Source organism: Streptomyces sp. NPDC002785, from assembly GCF_040295565.1.
GTDB lineage: Bacteria > Actinomycetota > Actinomycetes > Streptomycetales > Streptomycetaceae > Streptomyces.
The window spans coordinates 44,229-63,942 of sequence record NZ_JBEOVN010000019.1 but is presented as its reverse complement, the minus strand read 5'-3'; the positions used below and the strand labels follow the sequence as shown (position 1 = coordinate 63,942).

Annotated in this window: 22 protein-coding genes and 1 pseudogene; 9 read left to right on the top strand and 14 right to left on the bottom strand. The window is 71.0% G+C overall.

Annotated features, from left to right (window positions below):
• Window positions 1-98: 98 nt before the first annotated feature.
• Genes ABTZ94_RS08165 through ABTZ94_RS08145 form a run of 5 tightly spaced genes read right to left on the bottom strand, consistent with a single transcriptional unit; the run spans window position 99 to window position 5,036 of the window.
• A complete protein-coding gene (locus tag ABTZ94_RS08165) occupies window positions 99-812 on the bottom strand; it encodes a VIT1/CCC1 transporter family protein (RefSeq protein ID WP_351198701.1) in 714 nt (237 codons plus the stop codon).
• 25 nt (window positions 813-837) lie between these two features.
• Window positions 838-2,067, bottom strand: a complete 1,230-nt coding sequence (locus tag ABTZ94_RS08160; protein ID WP_351198699.1) for an amidohydrolase family protein — start codon at window positions 2,065-2,067, stop codon at window positions 838-840.
• Entirely contained in the window at window positions 2,067-3,344 is a 1,278-nt protein-coding gene (locus ABTZ94_RS08155; protein ID WP_351198697.1) for an amidohydrolase family protein, read from the bottom strand. The genes ABTZ94_RS08160 and ABTZ94_RS08155 overlap by 1 nt, the downstream gene beginning before the upstream one ends.
• A 10-nt stretch (window positions 3,345-3,354) precedes the next feature.
• Window positions 3,355-4,239 (bottom strand): SDR family NAD(P)-dependent oxidoreductase, encoded by an 885-nt coding sequence (locus ABTZ94_RS08150; RefSeq protein WP_351198695.1) that lies wholly within the window; start codon window positions 4,237-4,239, stop codon window positions 3,355-3,357.
• On the bottom strand, window positions 4,236-5,036 hold the full coding sequence (locus ABTZ94_RS08145) for an acetoacetate decarboxylase family protein (protein WP_351198693.1): 801 nt from the start codon (window positions 5,034-5,036) through the stop codon (window positions 4,236-4,238). The genes ABTZ94_RS08150 and ABTZ94_RS08145 overlap by 4 nt, the downstream gene beginning before the upstream one ends.
• A 126-nt stretch (window positions 5,037-5,162) precedes the next feature.
• Between ABTZ94_RS08145 and ABTZ94_RS08140 the strand changes: the two genes are divergently transcribed.
• The 6 genes from ABTZ94_RS08140 to ABTZ94_RS08115 all read left to right on the top strand — a co-directional run bounded on the left by ABTZ94_RS08140 (window position 5,163) and on the right by ABTZ94_RS08115 (window position 10,699).
• The gene (locus ABTZ94_RS08140; protein WP_351198691.1) at window positions 5,163-5,837 is read left to right on the top strand and encodes a TetR/AcrR family transcriptional regulator; all 675 of its coding nucleotides are present in this window, start codon (window positions 5,163-5,165) and stop codon (window positions 5,835-5,837) included.
• A gap of 29 nt (window positions 5,838-5,866) precedes the next feature.
• The gene (locus ABTZ94_RS08135) at window positions 5,867-6,865 is read left to right on the top strand and encodes a DEDDh family exonuclease (protein ID WP_351198689.1); all 999 of its coding nucleotides are present in this window, start codon (window positions 5,867-5,869) and stop codon (window positions 6,863-6,865) included.
• Window positions 6,866-6,929: 64 nt separating this feature from the next.
• A complete protein-coding gene (locus tag ABTZ94_RS08130; protein WP_072482991.1) occupies window positions 6,930-7,163 on the top strand; it encodes a metallothionein in 234 nt (77 codons plus the stop codon).
• Between the two features lie 71 nt (window positions 7,164-7,234).
• Window positions 7,235-8,068, top strand: coding sequence for an SURF1 family cytochrome oxidase biogenesis protein (locus ABTZ94_RS08125; RefSeq protein ID WP_351198711.1), 834 nt, complete (start codon window positions 7,235-7,237; stop codon window positions 8,066-8,068).
• A gap of 70 nt (window positions 8,069-8,138) precedes the next feature.
• The gene (locus ABTZ94_RS08120) at window positions 8,139-9,938 is read left to right on the top strand and encodes a glycoside hydrolase family 15 protein (RefSeq protein WP_351198687.1); all 1,800 of its coding nucleotides are present in this window, start codon (window positions 8,139-8,141) and stop codon (window positions 9,936-9,938) included.
• Between the two features lie 5 nt (window positions 9,939-9,943).
• A complete protein-coding gene (locus ABTZ94_RS08115; RefSeq protein WP_351198685.1) occupies window positions 9,944-10,699 on the top strand; it encodes an SDR family oxidoreductase in 756 nt (251 codons plus the stop codon).
• Between the two features lie 121 nt (window positions 10,700-10,820).
• Here the strand turns inward: ABTZ94_RS08115 and amaP are convergent, their stop codons facing one another.
• From amaP to ABTZ94_RS08090, 5 genes are read right to left on the bottom strand one after another with little or no spacing between them, the layout of a single operon-like run.
• On the bottom strand, window positions 10,821-11,399 hold the full coding sequence (gene amaP, locus ABTZ94_RS08110; protein WP_502967206.1) for an alkaline shock response membrane anchor protein AmaP: 579 nt from the start codon (window positions 11,397-11,399) through the stop codon (window positions 10,821-10,823).
• A 5-nt stretch (window positions 11,400-11,404) separates the two neighbouring features.
• Window positions 11,405-12,091: a DUF6286 domain-containing protein gene (locus ABTZ94_RS08105; protein WP_351198681.1), complete on the bottom strand. Its 687-nt coding sequence runs from the start codon at window positions 12,089-12,091 to the stop codon at window positions 11,405-11,407.
• On the bottom strand, window positions 12,088-12,441 hold the full coding sequence (locus ABTZ94_RS08100) for an Asp23/Gls24 family envelope stress response protein (RefSeq protein WP_351198709.1): 354 nt from the start codon (window positions 12,439-12,441) through the stop codon (window positions 12,088-12,090). The genes ABTZ94_RS08105 and ABTZ94_RS08100 overlap by 4 nt, the downstream gene beginning before the upstream one ends.
• A 5-nt stretch (window positions 12,442-12,446) precedes the next feature.
• Window positions 12,447-12,638 carry a hypothetical protein gene (locus ABTZ94_RS08095; protein ID WP_351198679.1) on the bottom strand — a complete coding sequence of 64 codons (192 nt, stop codon included), beginning with the start codon at window positions 12,636-12,638 and terminating at the stop codon, window positions 12,447-12,449.
• Window positions 12,639-12,670: 32 nt separating this feature from the next.
• Window positions 12,671-13,138: an Asp23/Gls24 family envelope stress response protein gene (locus ABTZ94_RS08090; RefSeq protein ID WP_351198677.1), complete on the bottom strand. Its 468-nt coding sequence runs from the start codon at window positions 13,136-13,138 to the stop codon at window positions 12,671-12,673.
• A gap of 92 nt (window positions 13,139-13,230) precedes the next feature.
• On the opposite strand from ABTZ94_RS08090, the gene ABTZ94_RS08085 reads away from it, so the two are divergent.
• The gene (locus tag ABTZ94_RS08085; protein ID WP_351198675.1) at window positions 13,231-13,932 is read left to right on the top strand and encodes a hypothetical protein; all 702 of its coding nucleotides are present in this window, start codon (window positions 13,231-13,233) and stop codon (window positions 13,930-13,932) included.
• A gap of 71 nt (window positions 13,933-14,003) precedes the next feature.
• Here the strand turns inward: ABTZ94_RS08085 and ABTZ94_RS08080 are convergent, their stop codons facing one another.
• The 3 genes from ABTZ94_RS08080 to ABTZ94_RS08070 all read right to left on the bottom strand — a co-directional run bounded on the left by ABTZ94_RS08080 (window position 14,004) and on the right by ABTZ94_RS08070 (window position 17,108).
• Window positions 14,004-14,795: an enoyl-CoA hydratase/isomerase family protein gene (locus tag ABTZ94_RS08080; RefSeq protein ID WP_351198674.1), complete on the bottom strand. Its 792-nt coding sequence runs from the start codon at window positions 14,793-14,795 to the stop codon at window positions 14,004-14,006.
• A gap of 151 nt (window positions 14,796-14,946) precedes the next feature.
• The gene (locus tag ABTZ94_RS08075; RefSeq protein WP_018518904.1) at window positions 14,947-15,168 is read right to left on the bottom strand and encodes a helix-turn-helix domain-containing protein; all 222 of its coding nucleotides are present in this window, start codon (window positions 15,166-15,168) and stop codon (window positions 14,947-14,949) included.
• A 341-nt stretch (window positions 15,169-15,509) separates the two neighbouring features.
• The gene (locus tag ABTZ94_RS08070; RefSeq protein WP_351198672.1) at window positions 15,510-17,108 is read right to left on the bottom strand and encodes an ABC-F family ATP-binding cassette domain-containing protein; all 1,599 of its coding nucleotides are present in this window, start codon (window positions 17,106-17,108) and stop codon (window positions 15,510-15,512) included.
• A gap of 149 nt (window positions 17,109-17,257) precedes the next feature.
• Here ABTZ94_RS08070 and ABTZ94_RS08065 point away from each other — a divergent pair.
• Both ABTZ94_RS08065 and ABTZ94_RS08060 read left to right on the top strand, forming a co-directional pair.
• Window positions 17,258-17,723: pseudogene (locus ABTZ94_RS08065) on the top strand (neutral zinc metallopeptidase); the annotation flags it as partial.
• 118 nt (window positions 17,724-17,841) lie between these two features.
• Window positions 17,842-18,255 carry a VOC family protein gene (locus tag ABTZ94_RS08060; RefSeq protein ID WP_351198670.1) on the top strand — a complete coding sequence of 138 codons (414 nt, stop codon included), beginning with the start codon at window positions 17,842-17,844 and terminating at the stop codon, window positions 18,253-18,255.
• A 49-nt stretch (window positions 18,256-18,304) separates the two neighbouring features.
• Here the strand turns inward: ABTZ94_RS08060 and ABTZ94_RS08055 are convergent, their stop codons facing one another.
• The gene (locus tag ABTZ94_RS08055; RefSeq protein ID WP_351198707.1) at window positions 18,305-19,615 is read right to left on the bottom strand and encodes a hypothetical protein; all 1,311 of its coding nucleotides are present in this window, start codon (window positions 19,613-19,615) and stop codon (window positions 18,305-18,307) included.
• Between the last annotated feature and the right edge of the window lie 99 nt (window positions 19,616-19,714).

Here is a 19,714-nt window from a genome sequence, read left to right as displayed (position 1 = left end):
CGGCCGCGACATCGACCACCGCACCCACAGGACCACCGTCCACATCGAGATCAGCACGTTGCCAAGCCCGTCAGATGGCTAACCGAACGGCATTGGCCCTAAACCCCCACCGCCCCCAGCAGCTCCCCCGCCGCATAGGTGACCGCCATCGCCACCGCTCCCCCGCCCATGTTCCGCAGCACCGCGGGTCCCACCCTCGCGTCGCCCAGCCGTGCGCTCCACCAGCCCGTCAGTGCCAACGCCGCCAGTACCGACAGCACGGTCACAAGGAGCCGCAGCGACGACGGGGGCAGCACGATCGCCAACAAGGGCAGCAACGCACCCACCGTGAACGCCAGGCAGCTCGCCCCCGCCGCATGCCACGGGTTCGTCAGCTCGTCCGGGTTGATGCCCAGCTCGACCACGGCGTGGGCGCGCAGCGCATCGCGTTCGGTCAACTGGAGGGCGGCCTCGCGGGCGACTTCCCGGCTCAGCCCCTTGCCCTCCAACAAACCGGTGAGTTCGACGAGTTCCGCCTCGGGGGCCTCCGCCAGCTCCTGCTTCTCCGTCGCCAGCGCGGCCCGCTCCGAATCGCGCTGGGTGGAGACCGATACATACTCGCCCGCCGCCATCGACATGGACCCGGCCAGCAGCCCGGCCAGGCCCGCCGTGAGCAGGACGCCGCGGTCGCCGGTGGCGCCGGCCACGCCGACGACCAGGCCCGCGGTGGAGACCACGCCGTCGTTGGCACCGAGCACCGCGGCGCGCAGCCAGTTCAGCCGCGCGCCGAGTCCGTTGCCGTGCGGTTCGTCGTGCGCCTGGGTATTCGTCACCCGGGGATGGTCTCACCCGACTCGGTCACCAGACGCGTACCGACCCGCCCCGCGCGAAGGCGGGACTGGTCGCGTCGGGCGGAACCTCCTTCAGCGGCTCGGCGATCTCCTCGACCGTCGGGCCGACCTCCGCCGCAATGCGGTCGAGCGCTGCCAGGTCGAACCCGTAGACGCGCGCGGCATTGCCACCGGCCATCGCCGCGATCTCCTCGGGCGGCAGGCCCGCGTACGCGATCCGCAGGCCCTCCCGTGAGTACGGGGCGGTCCCCTCGTCGTGCGGGTAGTCGCTGCCCCACATGATCTTGTCGATGCCGATCCGGTCGCGCAGCGGCACCTCGTGCGGCCGCATGAAGCTGGCGCCGACATAGCAGTTGTCGCGCCAGACCTCGCCGGGGCTCGCCCCCATCGAAGCGGCGAGCCCCGCACCGAATTTGGACTCGGCGGTGGGTGCCCTGGCCGCCGCCGCGACCAGCCGTCCGTGGTAGTAGTCCAGCATCTCCACGACACCCGGGATCCAGCCGGAGCCCTGTTCGGTGAGGACCAGTTTCAGTCCGGGATGGCGGCGGAAAGCCCCGCCGAAGATCAGGTGCCACAGCGCCCGGTGGGAGAACCAGGTCGTCTCCACCATGAAGACGGCGCGCGCCGCCGGTTCGTCGCCGAGCGGCGGGGAGGCCGAGCCGCCGTGGTGGTTCACCGGTACGTCCAGCTCCTCACAGACCGCCCACAGCGGGTCGTACACCTGGGAGTACAGCTCCGGGATGCCGGACCCCGGCGGGGCGCCCGGCAGCAGGATGCCTCCGGTGAGCCCCGCCTCCTTGGTGCGGCGGACCTCGCGGACCGCCTCCGCCGGGTCGTTGAGGAGAATCTGCGCGACGCCCGCCCGCCGGCCCGGCACCTGCGCGCAGAAGTCGGCGAGCCAGCGGTTGTGGGCGCGCAGGCCGGCCCAGCGCTGTTCGTACTCCCCCTGCGACGGCGCGGGCGCCATCAGGGAGGCAGAAGGGAAGAAGGGCGGGATGGTGTTGGGAAAGACGACCTCCGCGACGATGCCGTCCGTCTCCAGCTCCGCGACGCGACGTGCGGAGTTCCAGTTGCGGTCGGCGGTGTCGGCGAGGAGGTCCTCGTACGGATTGACGTAGCCGGCCGCCCAGGCGTCGAAATCGCCGTGGTACTTGGTCTCCAGGTACGGCTTGTAGTCGAGGAGGTCGGCGCCCGCGTGGCAGTCGGCGGAGATGACGGTGTAGCGCTCGCGGGACATCAGCCGGCCCCCAGGACCGGGAAGTCGTGGTCGGTCAGCCAGTGCCGGCCGACCTCTCGCGAGCGCGCCCAGGACGCCTCGACCGCCGTCTGGTCGGCGCTCTGGCCCAGGCCCTCGGGTGTCGGGCCGATGCGCTCGGCGATCGGCGCGAGCTTCGCCGTGTCGAAGCCGAAGACCTCCGCGGCGGCGAGGCCCAGCATCCGGCGGGTCTCGGCCACCGGGATGTCGTGGAAGGTGTTGCGCAACCAGTTCGCCGTGTTCGGCCAGGTGCCTTCGGGGTGCGGGAAGTCGCTGCCCCACAGGATGTTGTCGACGCCGATCTCGTACCGCTGGGCGAGTTCGCGGCGCTTGGTGTTGGTGGCGCAGATGAAGACCTGGCGGTCCAGGTACTCGTGCGGGGGCCGCTTCAGCTCGGCGAACGGAGAGAGTTTCTTTCCGCCGTGGGCGCCGAGGTAGAGCCGGTCCATGAACCAGAGGAGGTTCGGCAGCCACCAGCATCCGGACTCGGCGACGCCGAACCTCAGCCCGGGGTGGCGTTCGAAGGCGCCCGACCAGAGCAGGAACCAGAGCGGGCGGGACGGCCACCAGGTGACCTCGGAGACGTAGATGCCGAGGTGGTCGCCGTACTCGTGGCGCGGGGCCGCACCGGAGTGCGTGACCACCGGCATGGCCGTCTCGGCGGCGGCCGCCCACACGGGGTCGTAACGGCGGTCGTGGTACGGGGCCTTGTCCACCCACATGGAGGGGATCATGAGCGCGCCGAGTCCGGACTCCTTCGCCCGGTGGATCTCCGCGACAACCCGGTCGACCTCGCCGGTGACGGGCAACAGGGCGACCCCGCAGTGGCGTTCGGGGTTCTGCGAGACGAAGTCGGCGAGCCAGCGGTTGTGGGCCTGCGCGCCCGCCATGCCCAGTTCCGGGTCCTGGTCGCCGGAGAGTCCGAGGCCCACGCCGAACGGGGCGGCGGTCCGGCTGTCCACGGCGTCCGCGTCGGGGAAGACGACCTCGGCCGCCACCCCGTCGCCGTCCAGTTCCTTCAGGCGCCGGGCGGCGTCCCAACCGCCCTTCAGGCCTTCCTCGTTGTCGTGGAACCACTTGTCGGCGAAGGCCTCGTTGCGCACCCCGAGGCGGGTCATCTCCTCGCGGCGGCGGTCGCGCCCGGCAAGGAAGTCGTCGAAGTCCCGGTGGAAGCGGGGGTCGAGATAGGGCCGGTACTCCTCGGTGGGCAGCCCGGCATGGCAGTCGGAGGAGATGATCAGGTACGGATCGTCGGTCATGGCTCGCTCCTCAGTCGAGTATGAAGTTCTCCAGGTACGACGGGTTGGCCCGGTCGAGCATCGACTGCGACCTGGCGCGGATCTGCCGGTCGCTGTGCTCGCTCTCCGGCAGCATCCAGAAGCGGTCGGCGCGTATCCCGTCCACGACGGCCCCCGCGACGTCCTCCACCGGGGTGAACTCCACCTCGTGGCCCGCCGCCCGCATGGCGGACTCCCACTGGTCGAGGCTGCGGTACGGGGTCCTGCGCGGGCGCTCCTTGGCGTACCGCTGCGGTCGGTTGCGGTGCGACTCCCACAGTCCGGTACGGAGCATGTGGGGGCCGGGGAAGAGCACCGAGGCGCCGACCGGCGCGCCCTGCGCCTTCAGATGCGCGTACAGCGACTCGGTCATCGTCACGACGGCGGACTTGGTGACCGCGTACACGGAGGCGGTCGGCAGCGGGGCGATCCCGCCGTCGCCGGACGAGGTGTTGACGACATGGCCGGGGCCGCCGCCCGCGATCATGCGGGGCACGAACGCCTGGATGCCGTGGAAGACACCCCACACATTGACCGCGAACGCCCACTTCCAGTCGTTCGGCTCGTGCTCCCACATCCGGCCCTCGGCCCCGGAGCCGACACCGGCGTTGTTGCACAGCACATGCACGGCGCCGAAGGTGTCGTACACGGCTTCGGCCAGGGCCTGTACGGATTCCCGCTCGCCGACATCGACGGCCCGGGCCAGCACCTGCGCACCGTCCTGGCGCAATTCGCCTGCGGCCTTGTCGAGTGCGCTCTCCTCCACATCGACGAGGACGACCTTCAGCCCCTCGGCCGCGAACCTGCGCGCCATCGCGAGGCCGATGCCGCTCGCGGCGCCGGTGACGACGGCGACCTGGCCCTCCTCCAGTCTCATCGGACGCTCCCTTCCGGCGGGCCGTCATGAATCTGCCGCGGATCGTCGTAACGCTGGTGGATGTACGGCAGCAGCGCCTCGGCGCTCACCCGCTCCACGGCCCTGCCCTGCTGGTCGCTGGTCTTCTCACCGATGGTGATGTCGACCAGCCGTCGTACGGGAAGGTCGGCGACCGGGTCGTACATCGACTCGCGCAACACCACATCGCCCGATATCCGTTCCAGTCTGCGGACTTTCTCGTGGCGGGTGCAGTGGATCAGGACGGGGTCGCAGTCGAACCCTTCGCCGTCCACCGCGGGCAGGAATTTGAAGTAGAAGTCGAGCTTGGCCGTCGGCTCGGGCAGCGGGAGCGGCTCGTCGACCACGCCCCGCACCTCGACGAACGCGATGCCGTGCCGGGCGAGCGCGGCCCGGACGACGAGGCCGTCGCGTTCGACGGTCACCTCGCCGAGCTTCTTCGGTTCGCCGAAGACCTCACGGCCGCCGGTCAGCGCCCGTTCACGGGTCATCGGCATGACGAGCGGATACCAGCCCTCGTGCCCGTCATGGACGGCGGCGACAGCGACGGAACCCGCACCGAGTGGGTAGCCGGGGAGTTCGACCGTACTGATGTTGGCCCGGACGAGCGGGCGTGTTGCGGGTTTGAGGGGCGGCGGGATGACAGCCGCCACCGCGTCGGGGTCGCTCTCCCAGAGGGCCACCACGCCGGTGGACCAGATGTCGGGGAGCGTGGAGCGGGCCGCGCGAGCCGCCGCGATCTCGGCCTCGGTGCGCGCGCCGTACCGTACACGTGCCATGCCGTACCACCCTTCTCGGTCTTCCGTGTCCCGGTTCTCCGTGCCGGTTCTGTAACACAGTTACACCGAGGTCCATGAAGGGTAAATAGGCATGCACACAACGGAGTTCGAGAATCAAGGAGCGCTGTGGCGCGATCGTCACTGACCCGCGAAGAGGTCCTGGGTACGGCCGCCGCCCTGGTGAAGCGGCACGGCCCGCAGGCCCTCACCATGCGCGCTCTCGCCGCGGAACTGGGCACCGCGGTCACGTCGATCTACTGGCATGTCGGCAATCGTGAATCACTGCTGGACGCGCTCGTCGAGGGCACCGTGCGGGAGATGGGCACCCTCCGCCCGGCCGGCCGGACCCCGGCGGCCCGTATCGTCTCCGTCGCCCGCGGCCTGCGTCGCGAACTGCGGGCCCGGCCGCATCTGATCGCGATGGTCCATGAACGAGGGCTCACCGAGCGGATGTTCCTCCCCGCGCAACAGGCTCTCGTCCAGGAGGTGCACGCCGCGGGGCTGCGCGGGGCGCGGGCGGCCGCGGCGGTGCGGGCGGTGCAGTTCCAGACCGTCGGCTTCCTTCTCGTCGAACGCAACCGGGAGCGGTCCCCCGTCCAGTCCCCCGGCGAGGGCGATCTGTGGGCCGCGTCCACCGCGGACGACGACCCGGCACTGGCCCGCGCGCTGGCCCGGCCCGCCGACCCGGACCGGCTGTTCACGGATTCCGTGCGGGCCCTGGTGGAGGGGCTGCTGGCGGGCCCCGTACAACAGGGGTCGCGCCGCGGAACCGGCACGCGGGGGCGGGAGACGGCCGAATAGGAGACTGTCGGTCGCGGCCCGTATTCTCTGTGACCATGCTCGACGACCGCCAGACCGCAGCACCGTGGCCGACCGCCTACCCGCAGGGGTACGCGGTCGTCGACGTGGAGACCACCGGACTCGCACGGGACGACCGGATAGTGTCCGCCGCCGTCTACCGCCTGGACTCGCAGGGCAATGTCGAGGACCACTGGTACACCCTCGTCAACCCTCAGCGTGATCCCGGTCCTGTCTGGATCCACGGGCTGACCAGTGATGTCCTCGAAGGCGCTCCGCTCTTCCCGCAGGTCGCCGCCCAGCTCTCCGAGCGGCTCGCGAACCGCGTGCTCGTCGCGCACAACGCGGCTTTCGACTGGTCGATGCTGGCCCGGGAGTACGCACGGGCCTCTGTCACCGCCCCCGTCGAGCAGCGGCTGTGCACCATCGCGCTCTCCAAGGAGCTGCGGCTGCCGCTGCCCAACCACAAGCTGGAGTCGCTGGCCGCGCACTTCGGAGTCGTGCAGCAGCGCGCCCACCATGCCCTGGACGACGCCCGGGTGCTGGCCGAGGCGTTCCGGCCGAGTCTGCATGCGGCGGCGCGGGGCGGGGTGCGGCTGCCGTTGCTGGAGTGCCGTCCGCTGACCGAATGGTCGGACTCCCCGGTCACACCACGGGTCGGCTACCAGCCTTCGTACGGTCAGAACAGCTGGCGTCCCTCACGCAAGCGTCCGGCGTGCCCGTATCCGAACCCCGGGCGGTACGAGAAGGACAAACCTCTTATGCAGGGCATGCGGGTGGCGTTCTCCGGGGACACCTCCGTCGACCGCGAGCTGCTGGAGGGCCGGGCCGTGGAGGCCGGGCTGCATGTGGCGACCAGTGTGTCCCGGCTGACCAGTCTGCTCGTCACCAATGACCCGGACTCGGCGACGTCGAAGACGGTCAAGGCGAAGTCGTTCGGCACACCGGTTCTGGACGAGAGCGCGTTCACCCATCTGTTGCGCGATGTGGCACCGGCGCCGACGCGGGCGGGCGCGCCGTCATCGGAGTGAACCGGGGGCGACTCGCCCGCCCGCCGCTCGCCCGTCGCCGCCCTTGCGTCCCACCCTGTGGCGCATGGCACGTTGCGAGGTTTGCGGAAACGACTACGGCATGTCCTTCGAGGTGCACGCGCAGGGCGCGGTGCACGTCTTCGACTGCTTCTCCTGCGCCATTCACCGCATGGCGCCCATCTGTGAACACTGCAGGGTCCAGATCATCGGCCAGGGTGTCGAGGTCGACGGGCACTGGTTCTGCGGCGGTCACTGCGCCCGCGCCGAGGGGAAGGTGGGCATCATCGACAAAGTCTGATCAACGGCCGCCGCGCCCCCTTCCCCCACCCCTCCGCGGTACACCCCATGACGCAGTTGTACCGTCATGGGGTGTACCGCTTCCTGTTGACCCGGCAGTGGCTGATCCTCGCCCTCCTCTCCCTCGTCCTGATTCCCACGATGGTCGAGCTGGGCTTCTGGCAGCTGCACCGACATGAGCACAAGGTCGCGCAGAACTCTCTGATCTCCCGCAACCTCAAGGCGAAACCGGTTCCGGTCGCCTCGCTCACCTCTCCGGGGCACACGGTCCCGCGCTCCGACTACTGGCGAGCGGTGACGGCCACGGGCACGTACGACACCGCGCACGAGGTGGTCGTACGCCGCCGGACCTCCACCGACGGCCGGGTCGGCGTGCATGTACTGATCCCGCTCGATCTCAAGGGCGGCGGCACGGTCCTGGTCAATCGCGGCTGGGTGCCCTCGGCCGACAGCCAGCGCACCTTCCCCGACGTACCGGCCGTGCCCAAGGGCGAAGTGACCGTCACCGGGCGGCTCAAGGCCGACGAGACGACGAGCGCCAGCGGCATCAAGGACATCTCGGACCTGCCGGACCGCCAGGTGATGCTGATCAACAGCGCCCAGGAGGCCAAGCGGCTCTCCCGGCCCGTGCTCGGCGGCTACATCGAACAGACCGGCCCCGAGCCCTCCGGCGACTCCCCGGAACTGATCGCGACCCCCGACGACAGCTCGATCGGCCCGCACATGGCGTACGCCGTGCAGTGGTGGCTGTTCGCCGCCGCCGTCCCGGTCGGCTTCGTCGTCCTCGCCCGCAGGGAGAAGCGCGACCGGGTGGAGGCGGCGGCCAAGGCCGCCGCCGGGGAGCAGGATGCCTCCGAGCCGAAGAAGCCGGAACAGCCGGAGCAGCCGGAACCCGCGACGGCCTGACACCGTCTCCGCCCGGATGTCGGCGTGCCCCGCTGCTTAGGGAGACACAGGTGCGGGAACACGCCAGAACGTGACCCCACGCATCGAGGACTATGCCCTCATCGGCGATCTGCAGACAGCCGCCCTGGTCGGCAGGAACGGTTCTGTCGACTGGCTCTGTCTGCCCCGCTTCGACTCGGGCGCCTGCTTCGCGGCCCTGCTCGGCGACGAGGACAACGGCCACTGGCGGATCGCCCCGAAGGGCGCGGACGTCTGCACCCGGCGCGGCTATGCGGGTGACTCCCTCGTCCTGGAGACGTTCTGGGAGACCCGTACCGGCACGGTCAAGGTCATCGACTTCATGCCGCAGCGCGACCAGGAACCCGATGTCATGCGGATCATCGAGGGTGTCAGCGGCACCGTCGAGATGAGCTCCGTGATCCGGCTGCGGTTCGACTTCGGCTCGGTCGTGCCGTGGGTGCGCCGCTCGCAGGGGCACCGGGTGGCGGTCGCGGGACCGGACTCGGCCTGGCTGCGCAGCGAGCCGCCGGTCAAGACATGGGGCCAGCAGTTCTCCACCCGCTCGTCGTTCACCGTCTCCGCGGGCGAGCAGGTGGCGTTCGTCCTGACCTGGCACCCCTCGCACTCGCCCCGCCCCGATCTCGTCGAGCCGTTCGAGGCGCTGGAGAACACCCTGTCCGACTGGGCCGAGTGGTCCGCGCGGTGCAAGTACCGGGGCCCGTACCGGGAGGCGGTGATCCGCTCACTGATCACGCTGAAGGCACTCACCTTCGGCCCGACCGGCGGCATCGTGGCGGCTCCCACCACCTCGCTGCCCGAGGAGATCGGCGGCGTACGGAACTGGGACTACCGCTTCTGTTGGCTGCGGGACTCCACCCTCACCCTCGACGCCCTCATCTCGGCCGGATACCTGGAGGAGGCCGCCGCCTGGCGGGACTGGCTGCTGCGGGCCGTCGCCGGCGACCCGGCCGACCTGCAGATCATGTACGGCCTGGCGGGCGAACGCAGACTGCCCGAGTCGGAGCTGCCGTGGCTGCGCGGATACGAGAACTCCAGCCCGGTCCGGATCGGCAACGCCGCGGTCCGCCAGCGTCAGCTCGATGTGTACGGGGAGGTCATCGACTCGCTGCGGCTCGCGCGCGAGGCGGGCCTGGGCGACAAGCCGCACGCCTGGAATCTGCAGCTCAGCCTGCTCGGCTTCCTGGAGTCCACCTGGCGCGAGCCGGACGAGGGGCTGTGGGAGATCCGCGGCCAGCGCCGCCACTTCGTGCACTCCAAGGTGATGGCCTGGGTCGCCGCCGACCGCGCCGTACGCACCCTGGAGCAGAACCCCTCACTGGCCGGCGACGCCGACCGGTGGCGGGCGATGCGCAGCGCCGTGCACCGGGAGGTGTGCGAAAAGGGGTTCGACCCGGTACGGAACACCTTCACACAGTCCTACGGCTCCCGGAATCTGGATGCCGCGACGCTGCTGATCGCCCGGACCGGTTTCCTGCCGCCGGACGATCCCCGGCTGGTCGGGACGGTCGACGCGGTCCGGGACGAGCTGGGCAGCGGCTGCCTGGTCCGCCGCTACAGCACGGACGGCGCCTCGATCGACGGGCTGCCCGGCAGCGAAGGGGCCTTCCTGGCGTGCTCGTTCTGGCTGGCCGACGCCCTGCGCCTGACCGGGCGCACCGATGAGGCCAGGAATCTCTTCGAGCAGCTGCTGGCACTCCGTAATGATGTGGGGCTGCTCTCCGAGGAGTACGACATCGTCGGGCGGCGGCAGGTCGGCAACTTCCCGCAGGCGTTCAGCCATATCGGACTGGTGGGCACCGCCATGGCGCTGGCCGGGGAGGACACGCTGGAACCCGACGCGGCAGGATAGGGCCCATGGATCTTGGACTGAAGGACCGTGTGTATATCGTCACCGGAGCGAGCCGGGGGCTGGGCAGCGCCACGGCTCGGGCGCTGGCCGAGGACGGCGCGAGGGTGATCATCACCGGCCGGGACGAGAAGCGCGTCGAGGCGGCCGCTGCCGAACTGGGGCCGGACGCCGTCGGCCTCGCCGCCGACAACGCCGACCCCGCCTCCGCGCAGCGTCTGGTGGACAGCGCGCACGAGCGGTTCGGGCGGCTCGACGGCATACTCATCAGCGTCGGTGGACCGGCGCCCGGCTTCGTCGCCGACAACACCGACGAGCAGTGGCAGTCGGCCTTCGAGTCGGTGTTCCTGGGGGCGGTTCGGCTTGCCAGGGCCGCGGCGGCCACGCTCGGCGTGGGCGGTGTCATCGGCTTCGTGCTCTCCGGCTCCGTGCACGAGCCGATCGCCGGGCTCACGATCTCCAACGGTCTGCGGCCGGGCCTTGCCGGTTTCGCCAAGTCCCTGGCCGATGAGCTCGGCCCCCGCGGCATCCGCGTGGTGGGCGTGCTGCCGGCCCGGATCGATACGGACCGGGTGCGTGAGCTGGATGCGCTCTCGGGCGATGCGGAAGCCTCTCGTGCGGCCAATGAGGCACGTATTCCGCTGCGGCGCTACGGCACGCCGGAGGAGTTCGGCCGGACCGCGGCGTTCCTGCTCTCGCCCGCGGCGTCGTATCTGACGGGCATCATGCTGCCGGTCGACGGCGGCTCCCGGCACGGCTTCTGAACCGGCCCGCTCTGTCCTCGATCGCCGGACGGGTTCGCTTCCTCAAGCCCGTCCGGCGATCGAGAGGACCATGGCAATCGCCGTAAGACCGACCAGCAAATGGGGGCGGCCCGGGGGCGGCCTAACTCACCCTTTCCGCACGGTGCCTGACCGCCCTCAACCGCACCTCGGCCGGCAGCTCCGCCAGCCCCGCCGAATCCCGGGCATGGGCCAGCGCCTCGTCGGTGAGACGGCCGAGCGCCTCGTCCGGCGCCGCGTGCGGCTCCATCAGCAGGCGGATCCTGGCGCGCGGCGTACTGCGCCGGCCAGTCAGCACGACCTGGGCGCGGGCCACCCCGTCCAGGGTCCCCGCCTCATCGGCGAGCACCCCCTCCAGGGCCCGGCCCCGCAGCAGCGCGCCCTCGCCGTCGCCGCTGTCCACCAGCACCTCGGCGAGGCGGGCGCGGCGCAGCTGGGCCAGCAGCCACCACAGGGCGAGCACGACCACGACGGCGAGGACCGCGATCACCGCCGGCCACCACCAGCCCTCGCCGCGCCAGCGGTCCCGTTCTGCCTCGCTGAGGAGCACATCACCCTTGCCGTACCAGGGCCACCAGGACGGTACGGAGAGGCTGAGACCGGCCGCGAGCACCGCACCGCCGCCGCAGATCAGCACCAGCCCGGCGAGGCCCAGCAGTACCCGGTTGACGATCCTGAGCAACGGGCTCACCCCTTCTTGGCCGGACGGCGGACTTGTACGGACAGGCTCGGCGGCCTGGCCAGGCCCAGTTCCTTGATGCCGGTCCCGAGCGCGGTGTCCAGATCGGCCCGTACGTCGTCGAGTTCACGGAAGTGCGACACCGCGCGAACCCCGACCTTGCCCCGGCCCATCCGGACCCGTACCGACTGCACACCGGACACCTCGATGGCCCGGTCCCGCAGGACCAGGGCGGCCGCGGCCCGGTCGAGGCCGGCCCGTACGCCGGGGTGGTCGGGGCGCATCGGCAGCAGGCCGCGGAGTCCGGGGGTGACGGCGAGCACGAGCAGCCACAGGCCGATCGCCACGGCGGCCGCGGCGCCGGCCAGCACCCAGACGTTGTCCAGCGGCCGGTCGGCGAGTTCGTCGGCCAGTGTGCGGCGCCACCGCATCGCCGGGTGGCCGGCCCGTACGGCTGCCACGTCGTAGAGCAGCAGACCGGCGCCGCCGAGGACCACCAGGGCGAGGACCGCCGCGGGAATGCGGCGCGCGGACCAGAAACGGCCCGCCCTGCCGCCGCTCTCCTGCTGCGCGGGCCCCGGGTCGTAGGCGGCGGACGACGCGGACTGGTCGGGTTCGCGCACGGCCCCCTGTTCGACGGGTCGGGTGATGGGCAGCCGTTGCGTACGATGTTCCGGGTCGTGGGGCTCGGTCATCGGATCCTCCTCTGTGCCGCGATGCTCGCTCCCGTCGGATGCAGGCGCTCGACCTGTACGGCGACTTCGGGCACTTCCATCCCCGCCAACGCCTTTACCCGCTCGGCGACATGCCGACGCACCCCGCCGCACTGGCGGCCGATGTCGCTGGGGTATCCGAGCTCCAGGCTCACCCGGACCCGGGCAGTGTCGCGGTGCACGGTGACCGTGGCGCGCGGCGAGGCGCCTTCCTTCGGCGGCTCGTCGATCGCCTCCTTCGCCGCCTGTGCGGCGATCTTCGCGACCACCCGGTCGGCGATCCGGGTCTCCCCGCGCTCACCGGCCGCGACCCGGCCGCTCACCCCCGACAATGCCGTCACCGCCGTCGGTCGCCGCGCTCGCGACTCCGGAAGAAGTCGCCGGGCTCCAGGTCACCCTCCAGGAAGCGACCGACGATGAAGCCGATCGCCCCCAATGCGGCCACCAGCAGAAAGGCCCCGAATCCGCCGAAGTACCCGGCGAATCCGAGCGCCATGCCGGCCACCATGCCGACCACACCCATGTTCATCCTGTGCTCCTCAACTGCCTCGGTCGGAAGGCCTACTGGAGACGTGGCTCGGGCCCTTCTTCTTCCTCGTCGGGCAGCTTCACATCGCTGACCGCGATATTGACCTCGACGACTTCCAGGCCGGTCATCCGCTCGACCGCCGCGATGACGTTCTCCCGCACGTCACGGGCGACATCGATGATCGACACGCCGTAGTCGACGACGATCTCCAGGTCGAGAGCGGTCTGTGATTCGCCGACCTCCGCCTTGACCCCCCGGGTGACGGACTTCCCGCCCCCGGGCACCCGTTCGCGCACCGCTCCGAACGTACGCGCGAGGCCACTGCCCATCGCATGGACACCAACCACGTCACGTGCCGCCATTCCCGCGATCTTCTCGACCACGCCGTCGGCGATGGTCGTACGGCCGCGGGTGGCGGGGTCTCCCCCACCGCGCTTGGTGAGCGGGCTCGATTCCTTGTCGGGGCTCTCGGGACGGTTCCGCTGTGGGGTGTCGGTCATCGCCACTCTTCCCTTCGGGGCAGGTTGAACCTCGTTGCCCACATTAAGCGTGCTTGCCCCGTTTCGCGCCGTGGATGCGGCAGGCTGGGGAAATGACGACGGCTGACAGCCCGCACAGGGCCGACGGATGGGCGGCAGCGGTTCGGCAACGGCTCAGCCTCGGCCGGCTGCTTCCGCTGGGCGGTCCGGCGGACGGGGCCTGGATCTCGGAGCGGGCCGTGGCCTGGGTGCTGCGCGACGCGGTGGGCGGGCCGGGACCGGGACCGGTGCTGGGAGAGCTCAGAATCTCCGTGGCTGATCCGGACCGGGCCCCGGACGCGGAGGTGGAACCGCCGCCGAGTGCGCTGCCGCCGGGGCCGCTGCGGATCGAGGCGACCATGTCGGCGATGTCGGGCCGACCGCTGCCCGCCGAGGCCGCGACTCTGCGCTCGGCGCTGCTGACGGCGGCCGGGCACCGGCTGGGCCTGGTGGTCGCCGAGGTGGATCTCCGGGTGACGGAGCTGCTGGACACGCCACCCGAACGGCGTGCGCCCGCACCGGCCGAGGTGCACCCGGCGAGACCGGAGGGGGTGGCGGGGGTGGCCGCCGCGGGTGTTCCCGGTGTCGTGACGCTGACCCGGGTAATGGGCAACGCGGTGCACATGGGCCCGGATCATGTACGGGTCGAACTGGCGACGGACTCCGGCCGCCGGGCGCTCGATGTGGCGTGTGCGGTGCGGGGCGCGGTGGCGGATGCGGTGGAGGGGCGTCCCTCGGTCGCGGTCCTGGTCACGGCGGTGGTGGAGCGGGACTGACCACCGGACGGAGCTGACCGTCGGGCGGCCCTGAGGAGCGAGCCCACCCGACGGTCGAGGGCCCAGCCCTCTCAGTCGGTGATGCCCGCCAGGTCGCGCAGACGGCGGCCCTGCGCGGCGCGCTCGGCAACGCGCTGCTCCTCGTAACCACGGGAGACGGCACCGCTCAGCAGCGCCTTGGTCTCCACGACCGCATCGCGCGGGGCGGCCAGCAGTGCGCCGGCCAGGTCGCGGGCTGCGGCGTCCAGCTCGTCGGCGGGGACCACGAGGTTGGCCAGGCCGGTGCGCTCGGCCTCCTCGGCGTGCACGAAGCGGCCTGTGGCGCAGATCTCGAGTGCGCGGGCGTACCCCACCAGGTGGACCAGGGGGTGTGTGCCGGTGAGGTCGGGGACCAGACCGAGGCTGGTCTCGCGCATGGCGAACTGCACGTCCTCGGCGACGATCCGCAGATCGCAGGCGAGGGCGAGCTGGAAGCCGGCACCGATCGCATGCCCCTGGACGGCCGCGATCGACACGATGTCGTTGCGGCGCCACCAGGTGAACGCCTCCTGGTACTCGGCGATGGTCGCGTCGAGCTCGGCCTCCGGGCCGCGCGCCATGTCGAGGAAGGACGGCTCACCGTCGAACCCCTCAGGGGTGAACGCCTGCCGGTCGAGGCCCGCGGAGAAGGACTTGCCCTCGCCGCGGAGCACAACGACCCGCACATTGCCGGGCAGTGCCCGTCCGGCCTCCGTCAACGCCCGCCACAGAGCGGGGGACTGAGCGTTGCGCTTGGCCGGATTGGTGAGGGTCACCGTGGCAACTGCGTCATCGACGGTGAGTCGTACGCCATCCTTGTCGAGCACAGAGTCGAGCGAGGTCATGGGGCGCCTCCGGATCGGGTCAGTCAGCACTTCGAGCTAAGTGACTGAACAGTAACCACCCGATCGACATCACGATCGACCGGGTGGCCACCGCCGAAACCGGTGAGCCCCGGGACGGGCCGGACGGCCTGCCCCGATCCGCCGAAGGCCGTCAGGCCGTGGCGGCCTTCTTGCCTCGTGTCGCTCCGCCGCGTCCACGCAGCGTGACTCCGGACTCACTGAGCATCCGGTGGACGAATCCGTAGGAGCGGCCGGTCTCTTCGGCCAACGCCCGGATGCTCGCACCGGAGTCGTACTTCTTCTTCAGGTCTGCCGCGAGCTTGTCGCGCGCGGCGCCGGTAACCCGGCTGCCCTTCTTCAGAGTCTCGGCCACCCGTGCCTCCTCATGGGAAGTGCGCTCTGGACTCTCATGATCACCCCTCGGAGGCTTCCTGGCCACCCATTCGGCAAGGTCCGTGCAAGCGGATTCCCGCCCCGGGAACGGGCCCACACGACCGGAATCCCGCATTCCATGGGGCTGTGGAGTCGGGTGGGGACAGGCTCGGGATGAACCGCCAGGTCAGGGCCACACGGGGATAGCGGCCCCAAATGGGTGCGCCCGGCAGGTACCTGCCGGGCGCCGCGCCGAGGTACGAGACGTACTCACGCAGATGATGGATCACGCGTAGGCCGAATGATCCAGACGAAGTGGATCAGACGGTGACCGGGCCGGGATCAGGCCAGCGCGACGAGGTCCTGGTAGTCCGCGCCCCACAGGTCCTCGACACCGTCCGGCAGCAGGATGATGCGCTCCGGCTGAAGCGCCTCGACCGCTCCCTCGTCGTGCGTGACGAGGACGACGGCGCCCTTGTACGTACGCAGCGCGCCGAGGATCTCCTCACGGCTGGCCGGGTCGAGGTTGTTCGTCGGCTCGTCCAGGAGCAGCACATTGGCGGAGGAGACCACCAGGGTCGCCAGCGCGAGACGGGTCTTCTCACCGCCGGAAAGGACGCCGGCGGGCTTGTCGACGTCGTCGCCGGAGAAGAGGAACGAGCCCAGCGTCTTGCGGACGTCGACGAGATCGAGGTCGGGTGCCGCGGAGCGCATGTTCTCCAGGACGGAGCGCTCCGGGTCGAGGGTCTCGTGCTCCTGGGCGTAGTAGCCGAGCTTGAGCCCGTGGCCCTCGATGACCTCGCCGGTGTCGGGCTTCTCGGCACCGCCGAGGAGCCGGAGCAGCGTGGTCTTGCCCGCACCGTTGAGGCCCAGGATGACGACCCGGGAGCCCTTGTCGATGGCGAGGTCCACATCGGTGAAGATTTCGAGAGAGCCGTACGACTTGGACAGGCCCTCCGCCATCAGGGGGGTCCTGCCGCACGGCGCGGGCTCGGGGAAGCGCAGCTTGGCGACCTTGTCGGAGACCCGGACGGCCTCCAGACCGGAGAGCAGCCGCTCGGCGCGCTTGGCCATGTTCTGCGCGGCGACGGTCTTGGTGGCCTTCGCGCGCATCTTGTCGGCCTGCGAGTTGAGGGCCGCGGCCTTCTTCTCGGCGTTCTGCCGCTCGCGCTTGCGGCGCTTCTCGTCGGCTTCGCGCTGCTGCTGGTAGAGCTTCCAGCCCATGTTGTAGATGTCGATCTGCGAGCGGTTGGCGTCGAGGTAGAAGACCTTGTTGACGACCGTCTCCACGAGCTCGACATCGTGGGAGATCACGATGAAGCCGCCGCGGTAGGTCTTGAGGTAGTCGCGAAGCCAGACGATCGAGTCGGCGTCGAGGTGGTTCGTCGGCTCGTCGAGCAGCAGGATGTCGGCGTCCGAGAACAGGATGCGGGCCAGCTCGACGCGGCGGCGCTGACCGCCGGAGAGCGTATGGAGCGGCTGTCCGAGCACCCGGTCGGGCAGGCTGAGCGCGGCGGCGATGGTGGCAGCCTCGGCCTCGGCGGCGTAACCGCCCTTGGTGAGGAACTCCGTCTCCAGGCGCTCGTACTTCTTCATCGCCTTCTCGCGGGTGGCGCCCTTGCCGTTCGCCATCCGCTCCTCGTTCTCACGCATCTTGCGCAGGATCTCGTCGAGACCACGGGCGGAGAGGATGCGGTCACGGGCGAGTACGTCGAGGTCGCCGGTGCGCGGGTCCTGCGGGAGGTAGCCGACCTCGCCGGAGCGGGTGATGGCGCCACCGGCGGGGTTGCCCTCGCCTGCGAGGCACTTGGTGAGAGTGGTCTTGCCCGCTCCGTTGCGGCCGACGAGGCCGATGCGGTCGCCCTTGGCGATACGGAAGGAGGCGGACTCGATGAGGATGCGGGCGCCGGCGCGCAGCTCGATGCCGGAAGCGGTGATCACGGTAAAACTCCAGGGCGGGTGTGGACGGCGGACGGGGCGGCTACGGACTCACGACTCGGCGCCGTTACTCACGCACAAGGAGAATTGCCATACGGGTCATTCTACTGGCGGTGTGCAACCGCATTTCCGCATGCGCTCACGGCACGAAGGCGACCGCGTCCTCGGCGGCACAGGTGCAGCAGTCCTGCCGGACCGGGCAGGACGCGAACACCAGGGACGACTGCCGGACCGTCGCGCTGGTCAACAGCGTGCAGGACTACTGGACCTGGGTTTCTTCGACGAACTGCGGACGAAGTTCGGCTCCAGCGGCGGCCCGTTCGCCCAGGCGTACGTCGTCGCCCATGAGTACGGGCACCATGTGCACGACCTCATGGGGACGCCGAGCCGCTCGCAGGACAGGCGCACCGGTGCGAACAGCGATGCGGTCAAGGTGGAGCTGCGGGCGGACTGTTACGCCGGGGTCCGGGCGCATCATGCGACGACCGGATCCAGGGGAAGTTCCAGGGCCGGGTCACGCCGGAGTCCTGGACGCACGGCTCGGCCGCGCAGCGGCAGCAGTGGTTCACCACCGGCTTCCGCAGCGGAGACATGGCCGGCTGCAACACCTTCCGCTGAGCCGGGCCGTTTGCGGCCGGGCCTCTTGAGCCGAGTCGGGCCGTTGTCACCGACCGATGAAAGACTGAGACGTAGATCACAGAAATGGGTCACGGGAGTACGAGAAGGGGTGAGCGCAATGGCAGGCGCACCGGCCAGCGTTCCGACGATCTATCCGACGATTCTGTACGACGACGCGAAGGCCGCGATCAGGACGCTGACGGAGGGCCTCGGCTTCACCCAGGAAGCGGTGTACGAGGGCGAGAACGGCACGGTGCTCCACGCGGAGCTGTCCTGCGGCAACGGCAGGGTGATGCTGGGCTCCAAGGGCCGCGGGGGTGTCTTCGCCAAGGCGATGCAGGGCGCGGGCCCGGCCGGTGTCTACGTCGTGGTGGACGAGGTCGATGCGCACCACGCCCGGGCCGTGGAGCACGGGGTGGAGATCCTGATGCCGCCCACGGACCAGGACTACGGCTCGCGCGACTACACGGCGCGGGACGGGGAGGGCAATGTGTGGAGCTTCGGGACGTACGCACCGGGGTCGGCGGACTGACGGCCGGACGGGCTTGGGGCCAAGCCCGTCCGGCGCGGACTCACCCGCGCTACGCGCCGCCCGTGTGCACCTGGAACGCGGCCCGGCGCACCGCTTTGGCCAGTGCGGGGTCCGGGTGCGCGGCGGCCAGGGCCACCAGGACCTGCACGGTGCGCGGGTGGCCGACTGCCCGTACCTCGTCCAGCAGCGCCGGCACCGTGCCCTGGACGGCCGAGTCGAGATGGCGGACCAGCAGCCCGGTCTCGCCGTGGTCGGAGACGGCCGCCGCGGTGTCGACCCAGAGCCAGGTGGCTTCCTCCCGGCTGAGGACGTCCTGAGCGTCCTCGGGGTCCGTTCCGTCGTACTCGGCCAGCCACAGCAGTGCGTAGGGGCGCAGCGAAGGGTCGCCCACGACGGAGCGCACCTCGGGCTCGGCGGGGGCGCCGACGACCCGGAGCGCCTCGAAGGCGAGCCCGCGCAGCAGCGCGTCCTCCCCGCGTGCGACGCCGAGGAGTTCGGCGACGGCGCTGCCGACGGGGCGGGCGGCGAGCCAGGCGCGGTATTCGGCGCGGGCCGGGCCGGGGGTGAGCCGGGCGCAGCCGAGCAGCATGTCGGCGGCGGACTGCTCGATGTTCCCGGCCGGGCTCTGGGCCGCGACGCAGATCTGTTCCAGCTTGACCCAGACCGCCCAGTTACCGAGCGGGGTGAGGGTGGCGTGTCCGGCGCCGAGGGTGAGCGCGCCTACGGCGGCCAGTCCCTCAAGGGCCCAGTCGAGAAGAAGGGCGACCAGGGTGGCAGGGTGCGCCGCGGGGGCGGATCCGGCCGGTGCGGGCAGCGCCTGCGGCCCGTACGGCACCTCGCAGCGCTCCTCGTGGAGTTCCGCGACTCGCTGGCCGAGAAGGTCCAGGAGGGCGGGCACGGTGACCGGACCCGCCGAGAGCTGGAGGAGGGAGAGCACCTGCGGCACGGCCTCGACGGCCTCTGCGACCGCGGTGGACTCGATGCCCTCGGGCGCGGGGTGGACGAGCGACCACGCGTCGAAGAGCGCCACCCATCCGCGGAGCACGGCGGAGTCGTCGCGGTCCCAGGCGCGCAGCCGCCAGCCGGGGCGTGCGGTGTCGCCGTGCAGTTCGACCAGACCGGCGAGCCGGGCCCGGTCCCAGCCGGAGCGCACCTGGGCCGGGGACAACTCCAGGGCTGTCGCGGCCCGTTCGAGAGCCTGGGTGGCCAGTGGCGGCGCGCCGGGGATCGCGCCCTCGGCTGCCCAGCGGGCGATCCGTACGGCGTCGGCGAGGACCGTCCTGGCCTGGCGGGCCAGTTCCGCCCTGGGCGGGGTGCCCTCCGGGGGGCGGGGAGCCGGCCTGGTGCGCCGGGTGGTCACGGCCTTGCGAGCGGTGACAAGGGGTCGCGGGCGGACAAGTCGCAGCCTGGAGTCGCGCGGGGTACGGGACGTCACGGGGAGCAGTCTTGCCCCTGACGG

What these genes read in the sequence shown, in the direction of transcription:
- ABTZ94_RS08105 (WP_351198681.1), bottom strand. Translation starts at nt 12,091, where the DNA reads ATGACCGAGCCCCACGACCCGGAACATCGTACGCAACGGCTGCCCATC.
- ABTZ94_RS08090 (WP_351198677.1), bottom strand. Translation starts at nt 13,138, where the DNA reads ATGACCGACACCCCACAGCGGAACCGTCCCGAGAGCCCCGACAAGGAA.
- ABTZ94_RS08145 (WP_351198693.1), bottom strand. Translation starts at nt 5,036, where the DNA reads ATGGCACGTGTACGGTACGGCGCGCGCACCGAGGCCGAGATCGCGGCG.
- ABTZ94_RS08095 (WP_351198679.1), bottom strand. Translation starts at nt 12,638, where the DNA reads ATGAACATGGGTGTGGTCGGCATGGTGGCCGGCATGGCGCTCGGATTC.
- ABTZ94_RS08150 (WP_351198695.1), bottom strand. Translation starts at nt 4,239, where the DNA reads ATGAGACTGGAGGAGGGCCAGGTCGCCGTCGTCACCGGCGCCGCGAGC.
- ABTZ94_RS08155 (WP_351198697.1), bottom strand. Translation starts at nt 3,344, where the DNA reads ATGACCGACGATCCGTACCTGATCATCTCCTCCGACTGCCATGCCGGG.
- ABTZ94_RS08060 (WP_351198670.1), top strand. Translation starts at nt 17,842, where the DNA reads ATGGCAGGCGCACCGGCCAGCGTTCCGACGATCTATCCGACGATTCTG.
- ABTZ94_RS08160 (WP_351198699.1), bottom strand. Translation starts at nt 2,067, where the DNA reads ATGTCCCGCGAGCGCTACACCGTCATCTCCGCCGACTGCCACGCGGGC.
- ABTZ94_RS08085 (WP_351198675.1), top strand. Translation starts at nt 13,231, where the DNA reads ATGACGACGGCTGACAGCCCGCACAGGGCCGACGGATGGGCGGCAGCG.
- ABTZ94_RS08080 (WP_351198674.1), bottom strand. Translation starts at nt 14,795, where the DNA reads ATGACCTCGCTCGACTCTGTGCTCGACAAGGATGGCGTACGACTCACC.
- ABTZ94_RS08130 (WP_072482991.1), top strand. Translation starts at nt 6,930, where the DNA reads ATGGCACGTTGCGAGGTTTGCGGAAACGACTACGGCATGTCCTTCGAG.
- ABTZ94_RS08115 (WP_351198685.1), top strand. Translation starts at nt 9,944, where the DNA reads ATGGATCTTGGACTGAAGGACCGTGTGTATATCGTCACCGGAGCGAGC.